The 16,463-nt window shown below is 73.4% G+C and carries 14 protein-coding genes; 1 reads left to right on the top strand and 13 read right to left on the bottom strand.

Features of this window, described 5'->3' with window-relative positions; genetic code table 11:
* Positions 1–36: 36 nt before the first annotated feature.
* The 6 genes from ACFC1X_RS01730 to ACFC1X_RS01705 all read right to left on the bottom strand — a co-directional run bounded on the left by ACFC1X_RS01730 (position 37) and on the right by ACFC1X_RS01705 (position 6,899).
* Positions 37–1,638 carry an alkaline phosphatase D family protein gene (locus ACFC1X_RS01730; protein WP_376347821.1) on the bottom strand — a complete coding sequence of 534 codons (1,602 nt, stop codon included), beginning with the start codon at positions 1,636–1,638 and terminating at the stop codon, positions 37–39.
* A gap of 125 nt (positions 1,639–1,763) precedes the next feature.
* On the bottom strand, positions 1,764–2,423 hold the full coding sequence (locus ACFC1X_RS01725; RefSeq protein WP_376347819.1) for an ABC transporter ATP-binding protein: 660 nt from the start codon (positions 2,421–2,423) through the stop codon (positions 1,764–1,766).
* Positions 2,416–3,402, bottom strand: a complete 987-nt coding sequence (locus ACFC1X_RS01720) for an ABC transporter ATP-binding protein (RefSeq protein ID WP_376347817.1) — start codon at positions 3,400–3,402, stop codon at positions 2,416–2,418. Before ACFC1X_RS01720 ends, ACFC1X_RS01725 begins: the two co-directional genes overlap by 8 nt.
* Positions 3,399–4,316: an ABC transporter permease gene (locus ACFC1X_RS01715; protein WP_376347816.1), complete on the bottom strand. Its 918-nt coding sequence runs from the start codon at positions 4,314–4,316 to the stop codon at positions 3,399–3,401. The genes ACFC1X_RS01720 and ACFC1X_RS01715 overlap by 4 nt, the downstream gene beginning before the upstream one ends.
* Positions 4,306–5,274, bottom strand: a complete 969-nt coding sequence (locus ACFC1X_RS01710; protein ID WP_376347814.1) for an ABC transporter permease — start codon at positions 5,272–5,274, stop codon at positions 4,306–4,308. Before ACFC1X_RS01710 ends, ACFC1X_RS01715 begins: the two co-directional genes overlap by 11 nt.
* Positions 5,275–5,306: 32 nt before the next feature.
* Entirely contained in the window at positions 5,307–6,899 is a 1,593-nt protein-coding gene (locus ACFC1X_RS01705; protein ID WP_376347813.1) for an ABC transporter substrate-binding protein, read from the bottom strand.
* 321 nt (positions 6,900–7,220) lie between these two features.
* Here ACFC1X_RS01705 and ACFC1X_RS01700 point away from each other — a divergent pair, with 321 nt between their 5' ends.
* Positions 7,221–8,381, top strand: a complete 1,161-nt coding sequence (locus tag ACFC1X_RS01700; RefSeq protein WP_376347811.1) for a Cmx/CmrA family chloramphenicol efflux MFS transporter — start codon at positions 7,221–7,223, stop codon at positions 8,379–8,381.
* A 25-nt stretch (positions 8,382–8,406) separates the two neighbouring features.
* On the opposite strand, the gene ACFC1X_RS01695 is transcribed toward ACFC1X_RS01700, so the two are convergent.
* The 7 genes from ACFC1X_RS01695 to ACFC1X_RS01665 all read right to left on the bottom strand — a co-directional run bounded on the left by ACFC1X_RS01695 (position 8,407) and on the right by ACFC1X_RS01665 (position 16,276).
* On the bottom strand, positions 8,407–10,251 hold the full coding sequence (locus tag ACFC1X_RS01695; protein ID WP_376347809.1) for a BTAD domain-containing putative transcriptional regulator: 1,845 nt from the start codon (positions 10,249–10,251) through the stop codon (positions 8,407–8,409).
* 111 nt (positions 10,252–10,362) lie between these two features.
* On the bottom strand, positions 10,363–10,590 hold the full coding sequence (locus ACFC1X_RS01690; RefSeq protein ID WP_376347807.1) for a hypothetical protein: 228 nt from the start codon (positions 10,588–10,590) through the stop codon (positions 10,363–10,365).
* A gap of 4 nt (positions 10,591–10,594) precedes the next feature.
* On the bottom strand, positions 10,595–10,804 hold the full coding sequence (locus ACFC1X_RS01685) for a hypothetical protein (protein WP_376347806.1): 210 nt from the start codon (positions 10,802–10,804) through the stop codon (positions 10,595–10,597).
* 280 nt (positions 10,805–11,084) lie between these two features.
* Positions 11,085–13,247: a prolyl oligopeptidase family protein gene (locus ACFC1X_RS01680; protein WP_376347805.1), complete on the bottom strand. Its 2,163-nt coding sequence runs from the start codon at positions 13,245–13,247 to the stop codon at positions 11,085–11,087.
* Positions 13,244–14,638, bottom strand: coding sequence for an MFS transporter (locus ACFC1X_RS01675; RefSeq protein WP_376347803.1), 1,395 nt, complete (start codon positions 14,636–14,638; stop codon positions 13,244–13,246). Before ACFC1X_RS01675 ends, ACFC1X_RS01680 begins: the two co-directional genes overlap by 4 nt.
* Positions 14,639–14,662: 24 nt before the next feature.
* On the bottom strand, positions 14,663–15,862 hold the full coding sequence (locus ACFC1X_RS01670; RefSeq protein WP_376347802.1) for a radical SAM protein: 1,200 nt from the start codon (positions 15,860–15,862) through the stop codon (positions 14,663–14,665).
* Positions 15,863–15,991: 129 nt separating this feature from the next.
* Positions 15,992–16,276, bottom strand: coding sequence for a hypothetical protein (locus ACFC1X_RS01665; protein ID WP_376347801.1), 285 nt, complete (start codon positions 16,274–16,276; stop codon positions 15,992–15,994).
* Positions 16,277–16,463 lie beyond the last annotated feature (187 nt).

Genomic DNA, 16,463 nt, shown 5'->3' with positions numbered 1-16,463 from the left:
CCCCGTGGGACTCTGTTGGTTCCTGAGCGAGGGCCGTCAGGCGTCCTGGACCCCGGGCACCCCCGCCTCGATCACGAACGACTTGTCGGTGCGGACCGGCGCGCCGGGTCGGGTGACGTAGTCGACCACGCGGTAGTCGGCGGTGCAGCTGTCCCGGGAGACGGTGCAGCGGACGTAGCCGCGGCGGCTGCTGTAGTACTTGGTGTGCGGGTTCTCGTCCCAGTACACCTGGCCGGGGTCGTGGGTGGCCGAGCCGTCGCCTCCCGAGGTGATGGACGTGGTGACGAACTCGCTGCCCAGCACGCGCGTCTCGGGGCGCTCGAAGTCGCGGCGCAGGTCGTTGGTCCAGTTGTGGTGGACGTCGCCGGTGAGCACCACGAAGTTGTCGATGCGGCGCTGTTCGACGTAGCCGAGCACCCGGTCGCGGGAGACGCGGTAGCCGTCCCAGCCGTCGTTGTAGCCGCCGTCATCGGGGCCGGCCACGGCGTCCCAGTTGGCGAAGTAGATCTGCTGCGGGAGCACGTTCCAGGTGGAGCGCGAGCGCGACAGGCTCCGCTCCAGCCAGGCGTGCTGCTCGTCGCCGAGGATGGTGGCCTTCGGATCCCACTGCTCCGGCCCGGAGACCTGCCACTTGTCGCCGTACGGCTGGTTGGTGCGGTACTGGCGGGTGTCGAGGACGCTGAAGGTCGCGGTGGCGCCGAACTCCAGACGCCGGTACAGCGGCAGCGCGGTGTCCACCGGCTTGCGCAGGCGGCGCAGCGGCATGTGCTCCCAGTACGCCTGGTAGGCGGCGCGGCGGCGGGCGGCGAAGCGGGCGGTGCTGTCGTTGCCCTGGCCGGCGTCGTTGTTCTCCGGGCTCAGGTCGGCATAGTTGTTGTCGGTCTCGTGGTCGTCCCAGGTGACGACGAACGGCGCGGCGGCGTGCAGCAGCCGCAGGTCGGGGTCGGTCTTGTACTGCGCGTGCCGCGCGCGGTACTCGGCGAGGGTGTTCATCTCGTCACCGTGGTGGGTGCGCACGTCGCCGTTGGCGCCGGCCGCGTACTCGTAGAGGTAGTCGCCCAGGTGGAAGACCACATCGGGGTGCTCCTCGGCCATGTGCCGGTACGCCGTGAAGTGGCCCTCCTCCCAGTTGGCGCAGGAGGCGAACGCGAAGTCGACGGCGGGCGAGGTGCCGGGGGCCGGGGCGGTGCGGGTGCGGCCCACCGGGGAGAGGGTGTCGCCGGCGCGGAAGCGGTAGTAGTACTCGTGGTGGGGCCGCAGGCCGCGTACGTCGGCGTGGACGGTGTGCGCCTCCGCGGGCACGGCGTGCTCGACGCCGCGCCGGACGACCTTGCGGAACCGCTCGTCGAGGGCGACCTCCCAGCGCACGGCGACGGGACGTGCGGGCATGCCACCGTCGTCGTCGAGCGGTTCGGGCGCGAGGCGGGTCCAGAGGACGACGCCGTCGGGCAACGGGTCGCCGGACGCCACCCCGAGCCGGAACGGGTCGGTCGGGACACGGCCGGGCGCGGCGGTGGCGAACGGCGCGGCGCCGGTGCCGAGCAGCACCGCGCCGGCGCCGGCGGCGCCCGCGATGCCGAGGAAGCCCCTTCTGTTCAGCGGGTTCGGGGAGTTCGGATAGCTGCGCGGCGGGGTCATCGAACCTCCAGGGGACGGATGGTCGGACGACAACCAGGCAAACGGCGCGAGGTGAACCCCAACTGCTGCCCTCGTGGACCAAGCTTGACCGATACATGTCCATGCAGAGGTTCGGCCGGGAGGGGTCAGGGACGCGTGAGGGTGTCCCACTCGACGGTGCGGTCGCACCAGCGGTCCAGCAGGACGCGGTCGTGGCCGACGGCCAGCAGCCCGGCGCCGGTGGCCGCCCGGTAGTCCTCCACGACCCGCACCAGGGCGGCCGTGGTGGAGGCGTCGAGCATCGCCGTCATCTCGTCGCAGACCAGCCAGCGCGGGCGCAGCACCAGGGCGCGGGCCAGGCAGGCGCGCTGCAACTGGCCGTCGCTGACCTCGTGCGGGCGCCGGGTCAGCAGGTCTGTGGTCAGTCCGACGGTGGCGGCCAGTTCGGCGACCCGGACGGCGGCGTCCGCGCGCCGGCCGGTGGCGCGCAGCGGTTCGGCGATCAGGTCGGCGAGGGTCAGCCGGGGGTCCGCGGAGAGCCGGGCCTGCTGGAAGACGACGCCGAAGGCGGTGCGGCGCTCGCGCGGGGCGCGGTGGCGCCAGCGCCCTACGGGCGTGCCGTCGACGACCAGGGTGCCGGCCTCGGGCTGGTGCAGCAGGGCGGCGACGCGGGCGAGGGTGGACTTGCCGCAGCCGCTGGGGCCGAGCAGTCCGACGGCCTCCCCCGGCGCGACGGAGAGGGTGACGTCCCGGAAGACGGGCGCGTTGCGGGCGTATCCGGCGGTCACGGTGCGCAGTTCAAGCACGGTCGGCGGCCTCCGGGAGCGCGGCGTGCGGGTGGTGGCAGGCGACCGTGCCGGTCAGCGGCGGCAGGACGGCGCAGGCGTCGGTCGCCCGGTCGCAGCGGGCGGCGAAGGCGCAGCCGTCGGGGAGGGCGCCGAGTTCGGGCGGCAGCCCGGGGATCGGGGTGAAGGCGCGGTCGGGCAGCGCGTCGAGCAGACCCCGGCTGTAGGGGTGGCGCGGGCCGGGGGCGCCGAAGAATTCGGTGGCGTCGGTGAGTTCGACGATCCGGCCCGCGTACATCACGGCGATCCGGTCGGCGACGCGCTCGGCGGCGGCCAGGTCGTGGGTGATCATCAGCAGGGCGCGGCCCTCGCCGTCCGTCTTGTTGTGGACATGTCGTCTCAGCTCGTCGACGGTGCGGTCGACCAGGTCCCGGTCGAGTCCGGTGGTGGGTTCGTCGGCGAGCAGCAGCGGGGCGTCGCCGACCAGGGCGAGGGCGGTGGCGGCGCGCTGGGCGAGGCCGCCGGAGAGTTCGTGCGGGTGGTGGTCGAGGTGGTCCACGGGGAACGCGGCGCGTCCGGCGGCGGCTTCGGCGGCCTTGCGCAGGGCCGCGCGGCCACGGACGCCGGTGAGTTCGGCGACCGTCTCCTCCAGCTGGGAGCGGATGGTGCGGACGGGGGTGAGGTGGGCGGCCGGGCTCTGCGGGACGAGGCCGACCAGCCGGCCCCGCACGGTGCGGGCGAAGGTGCGCTCGTCGGTGGCGAGCAGGTCCAGGTCGCCGAGGAGCGCTGCACCGGCGGTCTGCGCGTTGCCGGGCAGCAGGCCAAGCAGGGCGGAGGCGAGGACGGACTTGCCGCAGCCGCTCTCGCCGATCAGGGCCAGGCACTCGCCGGCCGCCACGTCGAAGTGGGCGTCGGTCACGGCGGCGACGCGGCGCCCGCCGGGCATCAGGAAGCGCACCGACAGACCGCGTACCGACAGCACGGGGGCTCGCTCGGTCACAGCATCAGCTCCGATCGGCGGCGGGGGTTGATCCGCTCCCGCCAGGCGCCCGCGAGTCCGGCGACGGCGAGGGTGGGGACGATGATGAACAGTCCCGGGAAGAGGGTCGGCCACCACTGCCCGGCGAGCAGCGAGCCCCGCGCCTCCTGGATGAGGTTGCCGAGGCTGGCGGTGTGCGTGGGCAGCCCGAGCCCGAGGAAGGACAGCGCCGACTCGTGCCACATGGCGTGCGGCACCATCAGTACGGCGGCCAGCGCGGCCTGCGGCAGCACGCCGGGTAGCAGATGCCGTACGGCCACCCGCCACCGGGACGCGCCGCCGGAGACGGCCGCGTCGACGTAGGGACGCGAGCGCAGGGACAGCACCTCGGCGCGGACGATGCGCGCGGTGGACAGCCAGTGGGTGAGCGCGACGGAGGCCACCACCGGCCAGACGCCCGGCCGGAACATCGCCACGATGAAGATGCCCAGCAGCAGGTGGGGCACGGAGGAGATGGTGTCGACGACCCGCATCACGCCCCGGTCGACCCAGCCGCCCAGCGCCCCGGCGGTGGCGCCCACGGCGGTGCCGACGACCGTCGCCGTCAGCGCGGCCGCCACCCCGACCAGCAGGGAGACGCGCAGTCCGTACACGCAGCGCAGCAGCAGGTCGCGGCCGACGTCGTCGGTGCCGAAGGGGTGCTCCCAGCTCGGTGGCCGCAGCTTCGCCGCGAGGTCGACGGCCTGCTGGTCGAGCTGGACCAGCGGCGGCACGAGCAGCACGGCGAGGACGGTCAGGGCGAGCAGCGCGGCGGAGGTGCGCAGGCGCAGGGTGCGGGTGGAGCGGCGGGCGGTGCCCTGGGAGCGCCAGGCGGGTTCGGGGGCCGGGGTGGGTGCGGGCGCGGTGGGTGGCGGCGCGGCGGGGTCACATGTCACTGAGCTTCACCCTCGGGTCGAACAGTCCGTAGAGCAGGTCGGCGAGCAGGTTGCCGGCGAGTACGGCGGCGGTGGCGAGGGTGGTCAGGGCGGCCAGCAGCGGGAAGTCGACGGCGGTGGCCGCCTCGACGGTGGCCGCGGCGATCCCCGGCCAGCTGAAGACGCTCTCCACCAGCAGGGCACCGGTGATGAGTTCGGGAACACGCGAGCCGATCAGGGTGAGCACCGGCAGCAGTCCCGAGCGCAGGGCGTGCCCGAGCAGGACGGTGCCCTCCCCCAGGCCGCGGGCCCTCGCACCGCGCACCGGGTCCTCCGCGAGGGCGTCGCCGACGCCCTGGCGCACGTACAGCGTGAACCACGGCAGTTGGGAGACGGCGAGCACGCCCGCGGGCAGTGCGACGTGGCTCGCGACCTGGCCGGGGGTGACCCGCTCGCTGGCGGTGTCCGTCAGGCCGCCGGCCGGCAGGACGTCCCACTGGAGGGCGAACAGCCACACGGCGAGCAGCGCGATCCAGAAGACCGGTGCCGCCTCCAGGGTGTACGCGAGTGAGGTGACCGCCCGGTCGAGCATCGAACCGGGGCGGCGGGCGGCCAGTACGCCGAGGACCGTGCCGACCAGGACGGCGGCGGCGAAGGCGACGGCGCACAGCAGCGCGGACCAGACGAGGCGTTCGCCGATGACCTGTGTCACCGGCTGGCGCATCACCCCGGAGTGGCCGAGGTCGCCGGTGACGGCGGAGGTCAGCCAGTTCCACCAGCGGACGACGAAGGACTGGTCGACACCGAGGTTCTCCCGCAGCCGGTCCAGGGTCTCCTGGTCGGCGCCGAGCGCGGCGGTGCCGGCGTACGCCTTGACGGGGTCGAAGGGGGAGGCGGCGGCGATCGCGAACACGCCGAAGGTGACGACGAGGACGGCGGGGACGGCGAACAGCGCCCGCCGCCCCGCCAGCCGTGCCATCGCTCCCCAGGGCACGCGCCGGGGAGACCGGGTCACTTCTTGGGCTGCCAGTCCTCGATGTTCCACCAGGGTCCGCTGGCGAAGCCGTGCTCGTGCGGCTCCAGCTGGGTGGTCAGCCCGTCCCAGCGGTCGGCGAGGACGTAGAGGTGGTCGATGTGGGTGAGGAAGGTGTAGCCCGGGTTCTCGACGAGCGCCTTCTGGAGCTTGTTGTAGGCGGCGGCGCGTGTCTTCGGGTCCTGGGTGCGGCGGCCGGTGTCGAGGGCCTGGTCCACGGCCGGGTTGTCGTAGTGGGCCATGTTGTTGAAGCCGTCGCCGGCGAGCGAGGAGTGCAGCAGGGTGTAGAGGCCGAAGTCGGGGTCGCCGACGCTGCCGAAGCCCGCGAGGACGGCGTCGCGTCCCATGCGCGGCTCGATGACCTCCCAGGTGGCGCCCTCCACCTTCACCTCGATGCCGGCCTTCTTGGCGTCGGAGGCGTAGGCGAGCGCGTGGTCCTGGCGGACCTTGTCGCCCGAGGGGTAGTACAGGGTGAACGAGGCGCGCTGTCCGTCCTTGGCCCGGATGCCGCCGGAACCGGCCTTCCAGCCGGCCTCGTCCAGGACGCGCTCGGCCTTGGCGAGGTCGTGCGGGCGCTCGATGGCGCGCTCGTACCAGGGGTCGTCGACGGGCAGCGGCCCGTACGCCGGACGCCCCGCGCCGTCGAGGATCTTGTCCACCATCGCCCGGCGGTCCACGGCGGCGTCCAGGGCCCGCCGGATCGCGCGGTCGCCGGTGACCTTGCCGGAGGTGGGCAGGGTGACGGCCCGGAAGTCGTAGGACCTGGCCTCGTAGGTGCGCTTGCCCTCGTCGTTCTTGAAGGTGGCGGCGAGGTTGGGCGGCAGGACGGCGCCGTCGAGGTCGCCGGAGCGCAGCCGGGTGGCGCGCACGTTGTCGTCGGCGATGACCGCCATGGTGAACGACTTCACGGCGGGCTTGTCGCCCCAGTAGTGCGGGTTCGCCTTGAAGGCGAGCTTCTCGCCCTTGCTCCAGTTGGTGAGCACGTACGGCCCGGTGCCGACGGGCTTGGTGTTGAAGTCACCGGTGTTGGGGTCCTGCCCGCCCGCGACGTGTTCGGGGACGACGGGCAGCACCGTGCGGGCGGCGAAGGCGGCGTAGGGGTACTTGAGCGTGAAGACGACGGTGTCGTCACCGGTCGCGCGGACGTCCTTGACGGCGTCGAGTTCGCTGCGGGCGGTGTTGTTCGTCTTCTCGTCGAGGACGGTGCGGTACGTGTAGACCACGTCCTGTGCCGTGAGCGGTTCGCCGTCGCTGAACTTCACGCCCTTGCGGAGCGTGTAGGTGTAGGTCAGGCCGCCGTCGGCGATCTTAGGCAGGGCGGTCGCGAGGGCCGGCTTCAGTTTCAGGTCGGTGTCGCGGGCGAGCAGCCCGTCGAAGATCTTGGAGTTTCCGTCCTTGCCGTAGCCGAGCAGCGGGCTGAGGGTGTCCGGTTCGGAGCCCACCCCGATCACCACGGACTCGGCCGCGTTGGCGTCGTCGCCCGTTCCGCCGCCGCCGGGCGCGGAGCAGGCGGTGACGCCGACGGCAACCGCCGCCGCGACGGCGGCACTTCGTATCCGACGGGTTGTCATGTCTCCCCCACGCTTGTTGTCGATGCGTCGTTATTGCACATCAGTGGCATTAAAGCGTCAAGCCAGGTGGGGGTGCGTGCGGGGCGGGGCGGGGAGCGGTCGGGTAGCGTGCGGGCCATGTCGAGCCCCGAGTCGGACAGGGTGGGGGCCTTCGGTCACGCCGTCGGTCCCCTGAACCACTAGTCCGCAGTTCACATCCCCGTAGTAGTGCAGTCCCGTCGTCGAACCGCCTTCCGCGGTCCGACGGGTGCGCCTTCGGGGACGGGCCGGCCGCGGTGACGAGATGACTCCTCGTTCCTCTCCTCACCCCGGAGCCACGCGATGCCCCTCCCCCTGTACCTGCTCGCCGTGGCCGTCTTCGCCATGGGCACCTCGGAGTTCATGCTGGCCGGCCTCCTGCCGGACATCGCCGCCGACCTCGACGTGAGCGTAGCCACCGCGTCCACCCTCACCTCGGCCTTCGCGGTCGGCATGGTCGTCGGGGCGCCGCTCATGGCGGCCCTCGCCCGCAACCTGCCCGCACGGGCGAGCCTGCTCGGCTGCGTGCTGGTCTTCTTGGCGTCCCACGTCGCGGGCGCCGTCACGTCGAGCTTCATCCTCCTCTTCGCGACGAGGGTCGTCGCGGCGCTCGCGAACGCCGGATTCCTCGCCGTGGCCCTGACGACCGCCGCCGCACTGGTCCCGCCGGACCGCAAGGGCCGCGCGCTCGCCGTCCTCCTGTCGGGCACCACGGTGGCCACGATCGCCGGTGTCCCCGGCGGATCGCTGCTCGGCACGCTGCTCGACTGGCGGGCCACGTTCTGGGCGGTGGCCGCCCTCTGTCTGCCCGCGGCCGTCGGCATCCTCACCGGCGTCCCGGCCCGCCCCGGACCGCGGGACTCTTCCTCCGCGCCCCTCCGCCAGGAACTCGCCCAGCTCGGGAACGCGCGGCTGCTGGTGGTCATGCTGCTCGGCGCGCTGGTGAACGCGGCGACCTTCGCGAGCCTCACCTTCCTCGCGCCGCTCGTGACCGACACCGCGGGGCTGGGCGAACTGTGGGTCACGGTGGCCCTGGTCCTCTTCGGAGCCGGCTCCCTCACCGGGGTCACCGTCGCCGGCCGGCTGTCCGACCGCCGTCCCGGCGCGGTCGTCGCCGCCTGCGGCCCGCCGCTGCTCCTCGGCTGGCCGGCCATGGCCGTCCTGGCGGACCGGCCCACCGCGCTGCTCCTCCTGGTCTTCACGCAGGGCGCCCTGTCCTTCGCGGTGGGCAGCACGCTGATCACGCGGGTCCTCTACGCCGCCTCAGGCGCCCCCACCATGGCCGGCTCGTACGCGACGGCGGCCCTCAACACCGGCGCGGCCACGGGTCCCGTCATCGCGGCGACGACCCTCCACACCCCGGCAGGGGCGACCGGACCGCTGTGGGTGAGCGGGGGGCTGGTGGCGGTGGCGCTGGTGGTGGGGGTGTCGCTGGGGAAACCGGTCAGCCGACCCGCGCGGTGAAACGCGTCGTACGACCGCCCGAGGCTCACGCCTGCGCGGACGTCACCTGTTCGCGGGCGTAGAGGTGGGACAGCAGGGGCAGCTCGTAGAGTGTGGTGTGGGCGGTGACCTCCGCCAGTTGACTGTCCAACTCCCCCCGTTCCAGGAGCACTTCCAGGAGGCGGTACGCGTGTTCCTCCGGCAGTGAGAGGGCTTCGGCCGCGTCGGCCAGTGTGAACAGGGGCCCGGGCAGTCGGCCCAGTGCCGCGAGGGTGTCGCGGGCGGACGGCGGCAGATCACGCCACCAGCCGGCCAGCAGTGGGCGGACAGCGGGATCGGCCGTGGTCAGTTCGTCGAGCATCGCGGCCCCTCGCTCCAGACGTGACGCGTACGCGGGCAGGGACATGTGCCGCAGCGCCGCGAGTTTCCCGCCGTACAGGCGGATGGTCAGCGGAAGCAGGCCGACGGCGGCGACGACGCGCTCCGCCGCCGCGCGGTCGGCCAAAACGCGGTGCGCACCGACCAGGCGGCCGAGGAACTCCACCGCGTCGCGCAGCGGGTAGGGGCCGAGCTCGATCCGGTGCGGCGAGCCGATGCCGGGCAGCCCGCAGCGCGTGGTGACCACCGCGGCGCTGTCGCCGGAGCCGGGCAGCAGCGGACGTACGGACGCGGCGGACGCGGCATCGTCGAGTACGAGCAGCAGCGCGCGGTCCAGGAGCTCGGCCTGCCAGAGCAGGGCCGCGTCCTCCTCGTCGTCGGGCGGCGGCAGGGCCGTCCCGGTGATCCGCCGGACTTCGGCGAGCAGGGAGGACACCGGGCGGGACGTGCCGTCGGGGCGACGCATCCGGATCAGCAGGCAGCCGTCTGGGAATGCCGCCGCCAACCGGTGTGCGGCGTGTACGGCCAGGGCGGTCTTGCCCACGCCGAGCGGCCCGGACAGTTGCACGGACCTGCGGCGGGCTCCGATGCTGTCCAGCATCTCGGCTGTCTCGGCGGTACGCCCCGTGAAGTCGTCGAGGTCGGCCGGCAGCAGCAGCCGGGTCCGGGGAGCGGCACCGCGCCGCGGCCGCTCCCGTGCCCACTCCGCGAGCGGGGCCGGGGACGCGGCCGCCAGTAAGGAACGGTGCACGGCGGTGACTGCGGGGCCCACCTCAAGGCCGAGTTCCGCAGCGAGCAGCTTGCGGTACTCGTCGTAGCAGGCCAGCGCCTCCGTGCGGCGTCCCGAGCGGTGCAGGGCGGTCATGTGCACAGCGAGCAGCCGTTCCCGCAGAGGGTGGGCGCGTACCGCATCGGCGAGGCGGTCCGCCACGACGGTGTGGCGGCCGAGCGCCACGGAGGTCTCGGCCCAGTCCTCGCAGACCGTCAGCCGGCGCAGGGACCACCTGTCGGCCTCCTCGCGTATCGCATCGGAGTCGCCCAGATCCGCCAGCATGTCGCCGTGCCACAGGGCGAGCGCCTCCTCCAGGAGCCGCGCGGCGTGTTCGGAGACCCCGGAGGCGGCCCGGCCGACCTGTTCCGCGGCGAGCAAGGACGCCTTCCGGGCGGTGTGCACGAGGCGCTCGAAGCGCAGCAGGTCCAGTTCGTCCGGCTCGACGCGCAGTTGGTAGCCGGTCGGCCGGTGCACGATCCGCGGCGCGCCGCCCGGACTCGCGGTCGGCAGCAGGGCGCGCAGGCACGAGACGTGCACCTGGAGGTTCTTGCGCGCGGTGCGCGGCGGATCGTCGCCCCAGACGGCCTCGGTGAGCAGATCGGTGGAGACCACGGAATTCGCCCGGCACAGCAGCAGGGCCAGCACCAGGCGCCGCTTGTGGGGGCCGGGATCGACCTCCCGGCCGCCGACCTCGACGGCCAGTTCGCCGAGGACGCGGAACTGGACCGCGGATCCGGCCATGACGGTTCCTCCCTGTCTGCTGTGCGGTGGACGCCGGCGGCTCGCCGCCCGTACTGCGTCGCCGGTGGCGGCGGCCCGTCGTATCCATGGGTCCCGTCGTACCCGCGCGCCTCAGGGCCAGGGGTACTGCTCGTCCCGGTCCTGCTCCGCCAGGACCTGCCGGGCCCGGCGCTGATGGACACGGCGACGGGCGGCCGTCAGGCGGGTCGCACACCGGACGGCCGCGGCGCCGCCGAGCCCGGCCAGCACGGCCAGCACGATCGGCAGCGCCGAGCGGAGCCGCTGCGGGCGCCGGCGCTCCCGCGAGGCGGCGGGATCGGGCTGCTGAGGACTGTGCACCGCGTCAACGACCCCAAGCTGTGTCGTCGGTGGTGCCGTCGGCGACGGCACTCGAGTGGACGGCAGCCGTGCCGGTCAGGTGTCTGACGATCCCACCAGGCCCGTCGGACACGGCGGGGCCGTGCCCGGCTGCCGCCGCCAGTGGGCCCGCCAGGAGCAGGGCCAGCGCTGCTGCGACGCCGTAGCGGCGGGTGAGGCGACGGATTCGGTTCATCGGGTGCTCCCTCGGTCGGTGGGTCGAGTCGGGCCGACGACTGGCGACCGTGGCCCGGTCGGCTTTCCGCCGTTCCGGGCTGCCGCGCCCTGTCGTGGTCTCAGACTCCTCCACGGACGGTGGCCGCTGAAGAGAGCGCTCCCATGTCAGAAACTGCATGCACCAAGAACCCTGTCGCGCAAATCATCTGTTGACGGTGGAAATGGCGCGCATATGCTCGCGCGTGTCGTTGTGTCGTCGTATCTCACGGAATCTGCCCCGCACGACGCGCGGGAGCCGGTCAGGCCCCGGGGACTGCCAGACGCAGATGCTCGGCCAGGAACGCCATCACGTCGGCGAAGAGTGCCGTGGTCGTCGCGGTGCCGCGTGTGCCGTGCCCGACCCCGTGCTCCAGGCGCAGCAGTACTGGTCCGGGGCCCGTGGTCGCGTGCTGGAGGGCGGCACACATCTTGCGGGCGTGCGACGGGCTGACCCGGGTGTCGCCGTCCGCCGCGCCGAGCAGGACCGCGGGGTAGCGGACGCCCGCCCGGACCCGGTGGTACGGGGAGTAGGCGTGCAGCACGGCGAAGTCGCCGGCGTCTTCGGCACTGCCGTACTCCTCTCGCCAACTCGGCCCCATGCCGGAGCGTTCGTAGCGGACCATGTCGAGCAGCGGAGCGACCGCCACGACGGCCGCGTACTTCTCCGGGTGCTGGGTCATCGCGGCGGCCACGGTCAGGCCGCCGTTGGAGCTGCCGAGCAGTCCGAGCCGGGCCGGGTCGGCCCAGCCCTCGGCCACCAGCCAGTCCGCCGCGGCGTCCAAGTCGTCGAACGTGTTCTGCTTGTCGGCGCGTCGCCCCGCGTCGTGCCACCGCTGGCCCTCCTCGCCGCCGCCGCGCAGGCAGGCGAAGACGTACACGCCGCCTGCCGCGACCCAGGCCAGCGCCTGTGGCGCGAACCCCGGCACGATGGACGCCCCGAAGCCTCCGTAGCCGCTGAGCACCGTCGGCCGGGGCCGGTCCGGGCGACCGGTGGGCGACAGCACGAACAGGGTGACCGGCGTCCCGTCGTGCGAGCGGTAGCGCACGCGCCGTGTGACGCACCCGGCGGCGCGCCCGTCGGGCGGTCCGGTGACGCTCCCGCCGTGGTGCGGTGCCAGTGTCCCGGAGCGGGCGTCGAAGCGCAGTACGCGTGCCGGTGTCGCGTGGTCCGTGTAGCCGAAGTAGGCCTCGTGCCCACCGGGCGCGGTGTGCAGCTCACCTACGGTGCCCGGCCCGGGTAGTTCCAGCGTGCTGAGCAGGCGTCCTGTTTCCAGGTCGTGGACGGTGATCTCGCCGACGGCGTGTCGCACCCGGGTGACCAGTGCGACGGAGCGGGCGAGTCCCGGCCCGTCCAGCACGGCGAAGTCGGTGAGCACGGCGACGGGGTCCTCGGGTATCAGGACGGTCGCGGGCGCCGAGGTGGCGTGGCGCTCGTCCGGTGTCCGCGCCCCGCACCCGGTCAGCCGCGCCGGTGAGGTCACCTCGACCCGCCCGTTGGGCGCGTTCCGGCGCGTCAGGAGGTACGCCCGGCCGTCCGGCGCCGTGCCGGACGGCAGCAGCAGCGTCGCCCGGGTGCCGTCGGGGCCGCCCACCCGGCGCAGCCGGGGCGACTCGGGGGCGGCCGCCGTCAGGTCGGCGAGCCACAGCTCCGTAGCCGGTGAGGCGCCCCGGGTGGCCGTGACCGTGAGCCAGCGGCCGTCGGGGGACAGCGCCGGCACGTAGTAGTCGTCCATCGCGCGGCCCGCGCCGAAGACCAGCGCGTCCCGCTCCGGGGCGGCGCCGATCCGGTGCAGCAGCACCCGGCGGTGGTAGCGCTCCTCTCCCGGTGCGTCCGGCGGCGGGAGGTTGCGTACGTAGTAGAAGCCGGCGGAGTCCGGCAGCCACGCGACGGGGGAACGCCGCAGCCGGTCGATGGGTCCGTCCAGCGTGCGCCCGCTCGCCACGTCGAGCACCACGAGTTCGCACCGCTCGGTGCCGCCCGCCGAATACTGCACCGCGACCAGGGAACCGTCCCAGGACGGTTCCCAACTCTCCATTACGGTCAGCCCTGCCGGGTCGTGGGCGAGCGGATCCCACAGGGTGCGTGCGCCGCCGTCCTCCACGACCCGCAGTACGGGCTGGTCACGGCCCGGTGCGCGGACGTTGTCGAAGAGCCTCCCGCCCCGGGGGACGGGAGCGGTGACCGAGCCGCCTGCCATCAGGACCGTCAGGTGCCGGCGCAGCGGCCCCAGCGACGCCCAGGTGTTCCTGTGCGCCGCGAACAGTGCGTCCTGGGCGGCGCTCCACGCGGCGGTGGCCGGTTCGTCCTCGTCCTCCAGCCACCGGTAGGGGTCGGCCACGGCCGTGCCGTGCAGGCGCTCCACGGGGCCCGTCCGCCGGGCCGGCGGGTACTCGGGGGCGTCGGTGACGGCGGGGGCGGTCACGAGGGCTCCTCGGCGCGGTCGGCGTCGGTCTTTCCCTGGCCGGCGTCGGGGAGGAGGGGAACGGTTCCGGGGCCTCCGGGCTCGGTTCCGGAACGCTGGGGGGCCGAATCCGAATGCAGGACGAGATCACCTTGCGGCTTGTCGGCGGCCGCCGCCTCCTCGGCCGCCGCCTCCTCGGCGGCCGGTATCAGCGATCCGCCCCGCAGCAGCGGGATCGCCGCGGCCGCGGTCGCGGCGGCCACCAGGGCGGCCAGCAGCAGCCAGGTGTTGGACACCCCCACGTCCTCGATCAGGAGGCCCACCACAGCGGGCCCCACCGCCGCGAGACCCGCTATCAGCAGGTTCCCCGCGGTGCTGACCCGGCCGAGCAGTTCCCGTGGCGGGCCGGTCATCAGGGCCCCGCCGACGACGATCCCGGCCGGTGAGGTGAGGAAGATCAGCAGCACCAGTACCACGCCGACCACCAGGGGCCCAGGTGGGATCGCCAGGACCGCCAGGCCCAGCGCCCAGATCACGCCCACGGCCAGGAACAAGCGCGCCGGGGTGAGCAACCGGAGCACCCTGGGCGCCGCGAGGGCGCCGAGCACGGCACCGACACCGGCACAGGCCATCACGAGGCCGATCGCCGTGCTGCCGGTGTCCTGCCCACGCAGGGTGATCACCACGGCCACCTCCGCGGCCGAGCCGGCCAGGTTGAGTACCGCGGCGAAGAGCAACGCCCGCAGCAGCGTGGGCTGCCGTCCGAGCCAGCGCAGTCCGGCGAGCGGACTGCCGTCTCCGGCAGCGGACGGCTCGGCCGAGGGCGGCCGGGAGGTCATGCGGAGCAGCAGCAGCGCGGAGACACCGTACGAGAGGGCGTCGACGGTGAACGGGAGCAACCGGTCCACGGCGAACAGCCAGCCGCCGGTGAAGGGCCCCACCAGAGAGGCGGTCGACAGCGCCGCCTGGCTCTTCGCCAGGGCGTCGGGCAACTGGTCCTCGGACACCACGTCCCGTACCGCGATGACGCCGGCCGGGGAGAAGACCGCCGTGGCGCAGCCCTCCACCACCGCGACGGCGAGCAGGTGCGGGTAGACGAGCGAGCCGAGCGACGCGGCGACCGGGATGCTGCCCACGGCCACCATCCGGATCAGGTCCGTACCGACCATCAGCCGCCGCCGGTCCATCCGGTCGGCCAACTGCCCTGCCGGCAGGCGCAGTACGAAGCGGGTCAGCAGCGACGCGGTGGCCACGAGCCCGGCCTGGGCGGCTCCCTGCCCCAGCGAGAGGACGAGCAGGGGGAAGGCGATGAGGGACATCTGCGAGCCCAGCGTGGAGAGCGCCGAGCTGGTCCAGTACAGCCTGAAGTCCTTGTTCCCACGCAGGACCCCGGCACCGGCGGTGCCTTTCATGTGTACCTCCGAGACCCAGCGGGGTCAGCTCGCGGGGCCGAGTCGGCCCGCCCCGTCCAGCAGGTCGAGCAGGGCCGCGTCCACCTCGTCCTGGAAGGCGGCCAGCGCCGCCGCGTTCTCACCGTGCTGATACTGGTCGGTGCAGGTGATCCAGCGGCCCTCGGTCTGCTCCGCCGGCAGGTAGCCCTCGTCGATCGCGCCCACCGTCCAATCGGGCCGGCCCGCGGTCTCCCAGCAACTGGACAGGGAGCCGTCCGCGCTGACCACCGCGCCGTACAGGCCGTCGGGGTGGTCGCACGCCTGGCAGCCCTTGCCGGAACGGGGGCGGGTCAGCGAGAACCCGCGGTCCAGCGCCAGCCGGTGCCAGCGTGTGAAGTCGGCGGCGAGCGCGCCACCGTAGTCCAGGTCGTTGCCGTAGCCGACGCCGACGTCGCCGATCAGGGCGAACTGGATGCCGCACAGAGACGGGTCCAGACGCTCCGCGAGCCGTTCCACCAAGGCGTCCATGCCGTGCCTGTTGTGGTGCGAGACGTTGACCCGCAGGTGCCAGCGGAGCGGTACGGTGCCCATCGCGCGGGCCGCGTTCTCCACGATGCGGTCGAAGGTGGCCCCACCGGCGCGGGTGACGCGGATGGCGTCGTGTTCGCGCCTGTCACCGTCGAGGGTGAGCTGGACGGATCTCAGCCCTGCCGCGTACAGGCTCTTGACGACAAGTGGTGTCATCAGTGTGCCGTTGGACGTCATCGACACATTGAGCTCGCCCAACTCGGCTGCGCGTTGCAGCAGTTCGACGGCTCCACGAAGATTGAGCAGGGGCTCGCCACCGAACAGCATGAGAGCCAGCGTGTCGAACCCGCCCGCCCGCATCCTCTGTCGTGTGAAGTCCAGTACGCGGGTGATCGTGTCAGAGGTGAGCCGGGCATGCGCGATACGCGGCGGCCGCGAGCCCCCGCGCGGGTCCTGCGCGGTGTTCTGGAAGCAGTAGCCGCAGCCGAGGTTGCAGTCGGTACTGGTGAGCACGGTCAGCGAGTACGAGCCCGGCTCGCGCTTCCGCAGCAGTCCTTGGGCGCGCAGCCGGTCCATGACGGCCGGTTCCGGCACACCTTCCGGATCCACCTGCGTGGGGCGCAGCCTGGCGTAGCCGTTCTCGCTGACGAACCACCAGCCATCGTGGGCGGGGAGCAGGCGCGAGGGCGCGTCCGCGACGGGTTGCGGTCTGAGCATCCGGAGCACGGTGCCTCCTGTCGAACGGAACGGAACGGAACGGGACGGGCCTGTGGCCACCGGCCCAGGGGCGTAAGGGCGTACGCCCTGCCCCTGGGCCCGGCGGTGTTCTACGGGGGGGGGGGTCGGTCAGGCCTCGGGCTCGTCGACGGAGGTGCCGGTGTTGACGCCGCACCACGGCGTGTCCTCACCCGCCGAATGCGCCTTGACCTCCGGCTCGTCCACCGCCGTGCCGGTGTTGACGCCGCACCACGGCGTGTCCTCACCCGCGGAATGCGCCTTGACCTCCGGCTCGTCCACCGCCGTGCCGGTGTTGACAGCGCACCACGGCGTGTCCTCACCGGCGGAGTGCGCGGTGACCTCGGACTCGGGCTCGGACTGCTCGTCGGGGGCGGGCTTGTTGTTCTCGGCCATCGTGGTCTCCAGATCTGTACGGAGGAATGAGGCTCTCGGGCCGGCATCCGACGCCCGGGACCGCCGCTCACACGGCCTGTCCCGGTCGCCGGATGCGGCTCGTGGGGAGTACGGCGACCACGTTCGGCGCCTCCGGTTCGCTCACGGTTGCCCCGTGATTCGGTGCCGGTATAGCCCCAGCCCGGCG

Source organism: Streptomyces sp. NPDC056128 (assembly GCF_042263835.1).
Lineage (GTDB): Bacteria > Actinomycetota > Actinomycetes > Streptomycetales > Streptomycetaceae > Streptomyces.
This window is presented reverse-complemented; position numbering and strand designations above follow the sequence as displayed.

Excerpts from the sequence above, each read along its gene's own strand:
- ACFC1X_RS01665 (WP_376347801.1), bottom strand. The coding sequence starts at position 16,276 with ATGGCCGAGAACAACAAGCCCGCCCCCGACGAGCAGTCCGAGCCCGAG.
- ACFC1X_RS01730 (WP_376347821.1), bottom strand. The coding sequence starts at position 1,638 with ATGACCCCGCCGCGCAGCTATCCGAACTCCCCGAACCCGCTGAACAGA.
- ACFC1X_RS01685 (WP_376347806.1), bottom strand. The coding sequence starts at position 10,804 with ATGAACCGAATCCGTCGCCTCACCCGCCGCTACGGCGTCGCAGCAGCG.
- ACFC1X_RS01700 (WP_376347811.1), top strand. The coding sequence starts at position 7,221 with ATGCCCCTCCCCCTGTACCTGCTCGCCGTGGCCGTCTTCGCCATGGGC.
- ACFC1X_RS01670 (WP_376347802.1), bottom strand. The coding sequence starts at position 15,862 with ATGCTCAGACCGCAACCCGTCGCGGACGCGCCCTCGCGCCTGCTCCCC.
- ACFC1X_RS01695 (WP_376347809.1), bottom strand. The coding sequence starts at position 10,251 with ATGGCCGGATCCGCGGTCCAGTTCCGCGTCCTCGGCGAACTGGCCGTC.
- ACFC1X_RS01710 (WP_376347814.1), bottom strand. The coding sequence starts at position 5,274 with ATGGCACGGCTGGCGGGGCGGCGGGCGCTGTTCGCCGTCCCCGCCGTC.
- ACFC1X_RS01705 (WP_376347813.1), bottom strand. The coding sequence starts at position 6,899 with ATGACAACCCGTCGGATACGAAGTGCCGCCGTCGCGGCGGCGGTTGCC.
- ACFC1X_RS01675 (WP_376347803.1), bottom strand. The coding sequence starts at position 14,638 with ATGAAAGGCACCGCCGGTGCCGGGGTCCTGCGTGGGAACAAGGACTTC.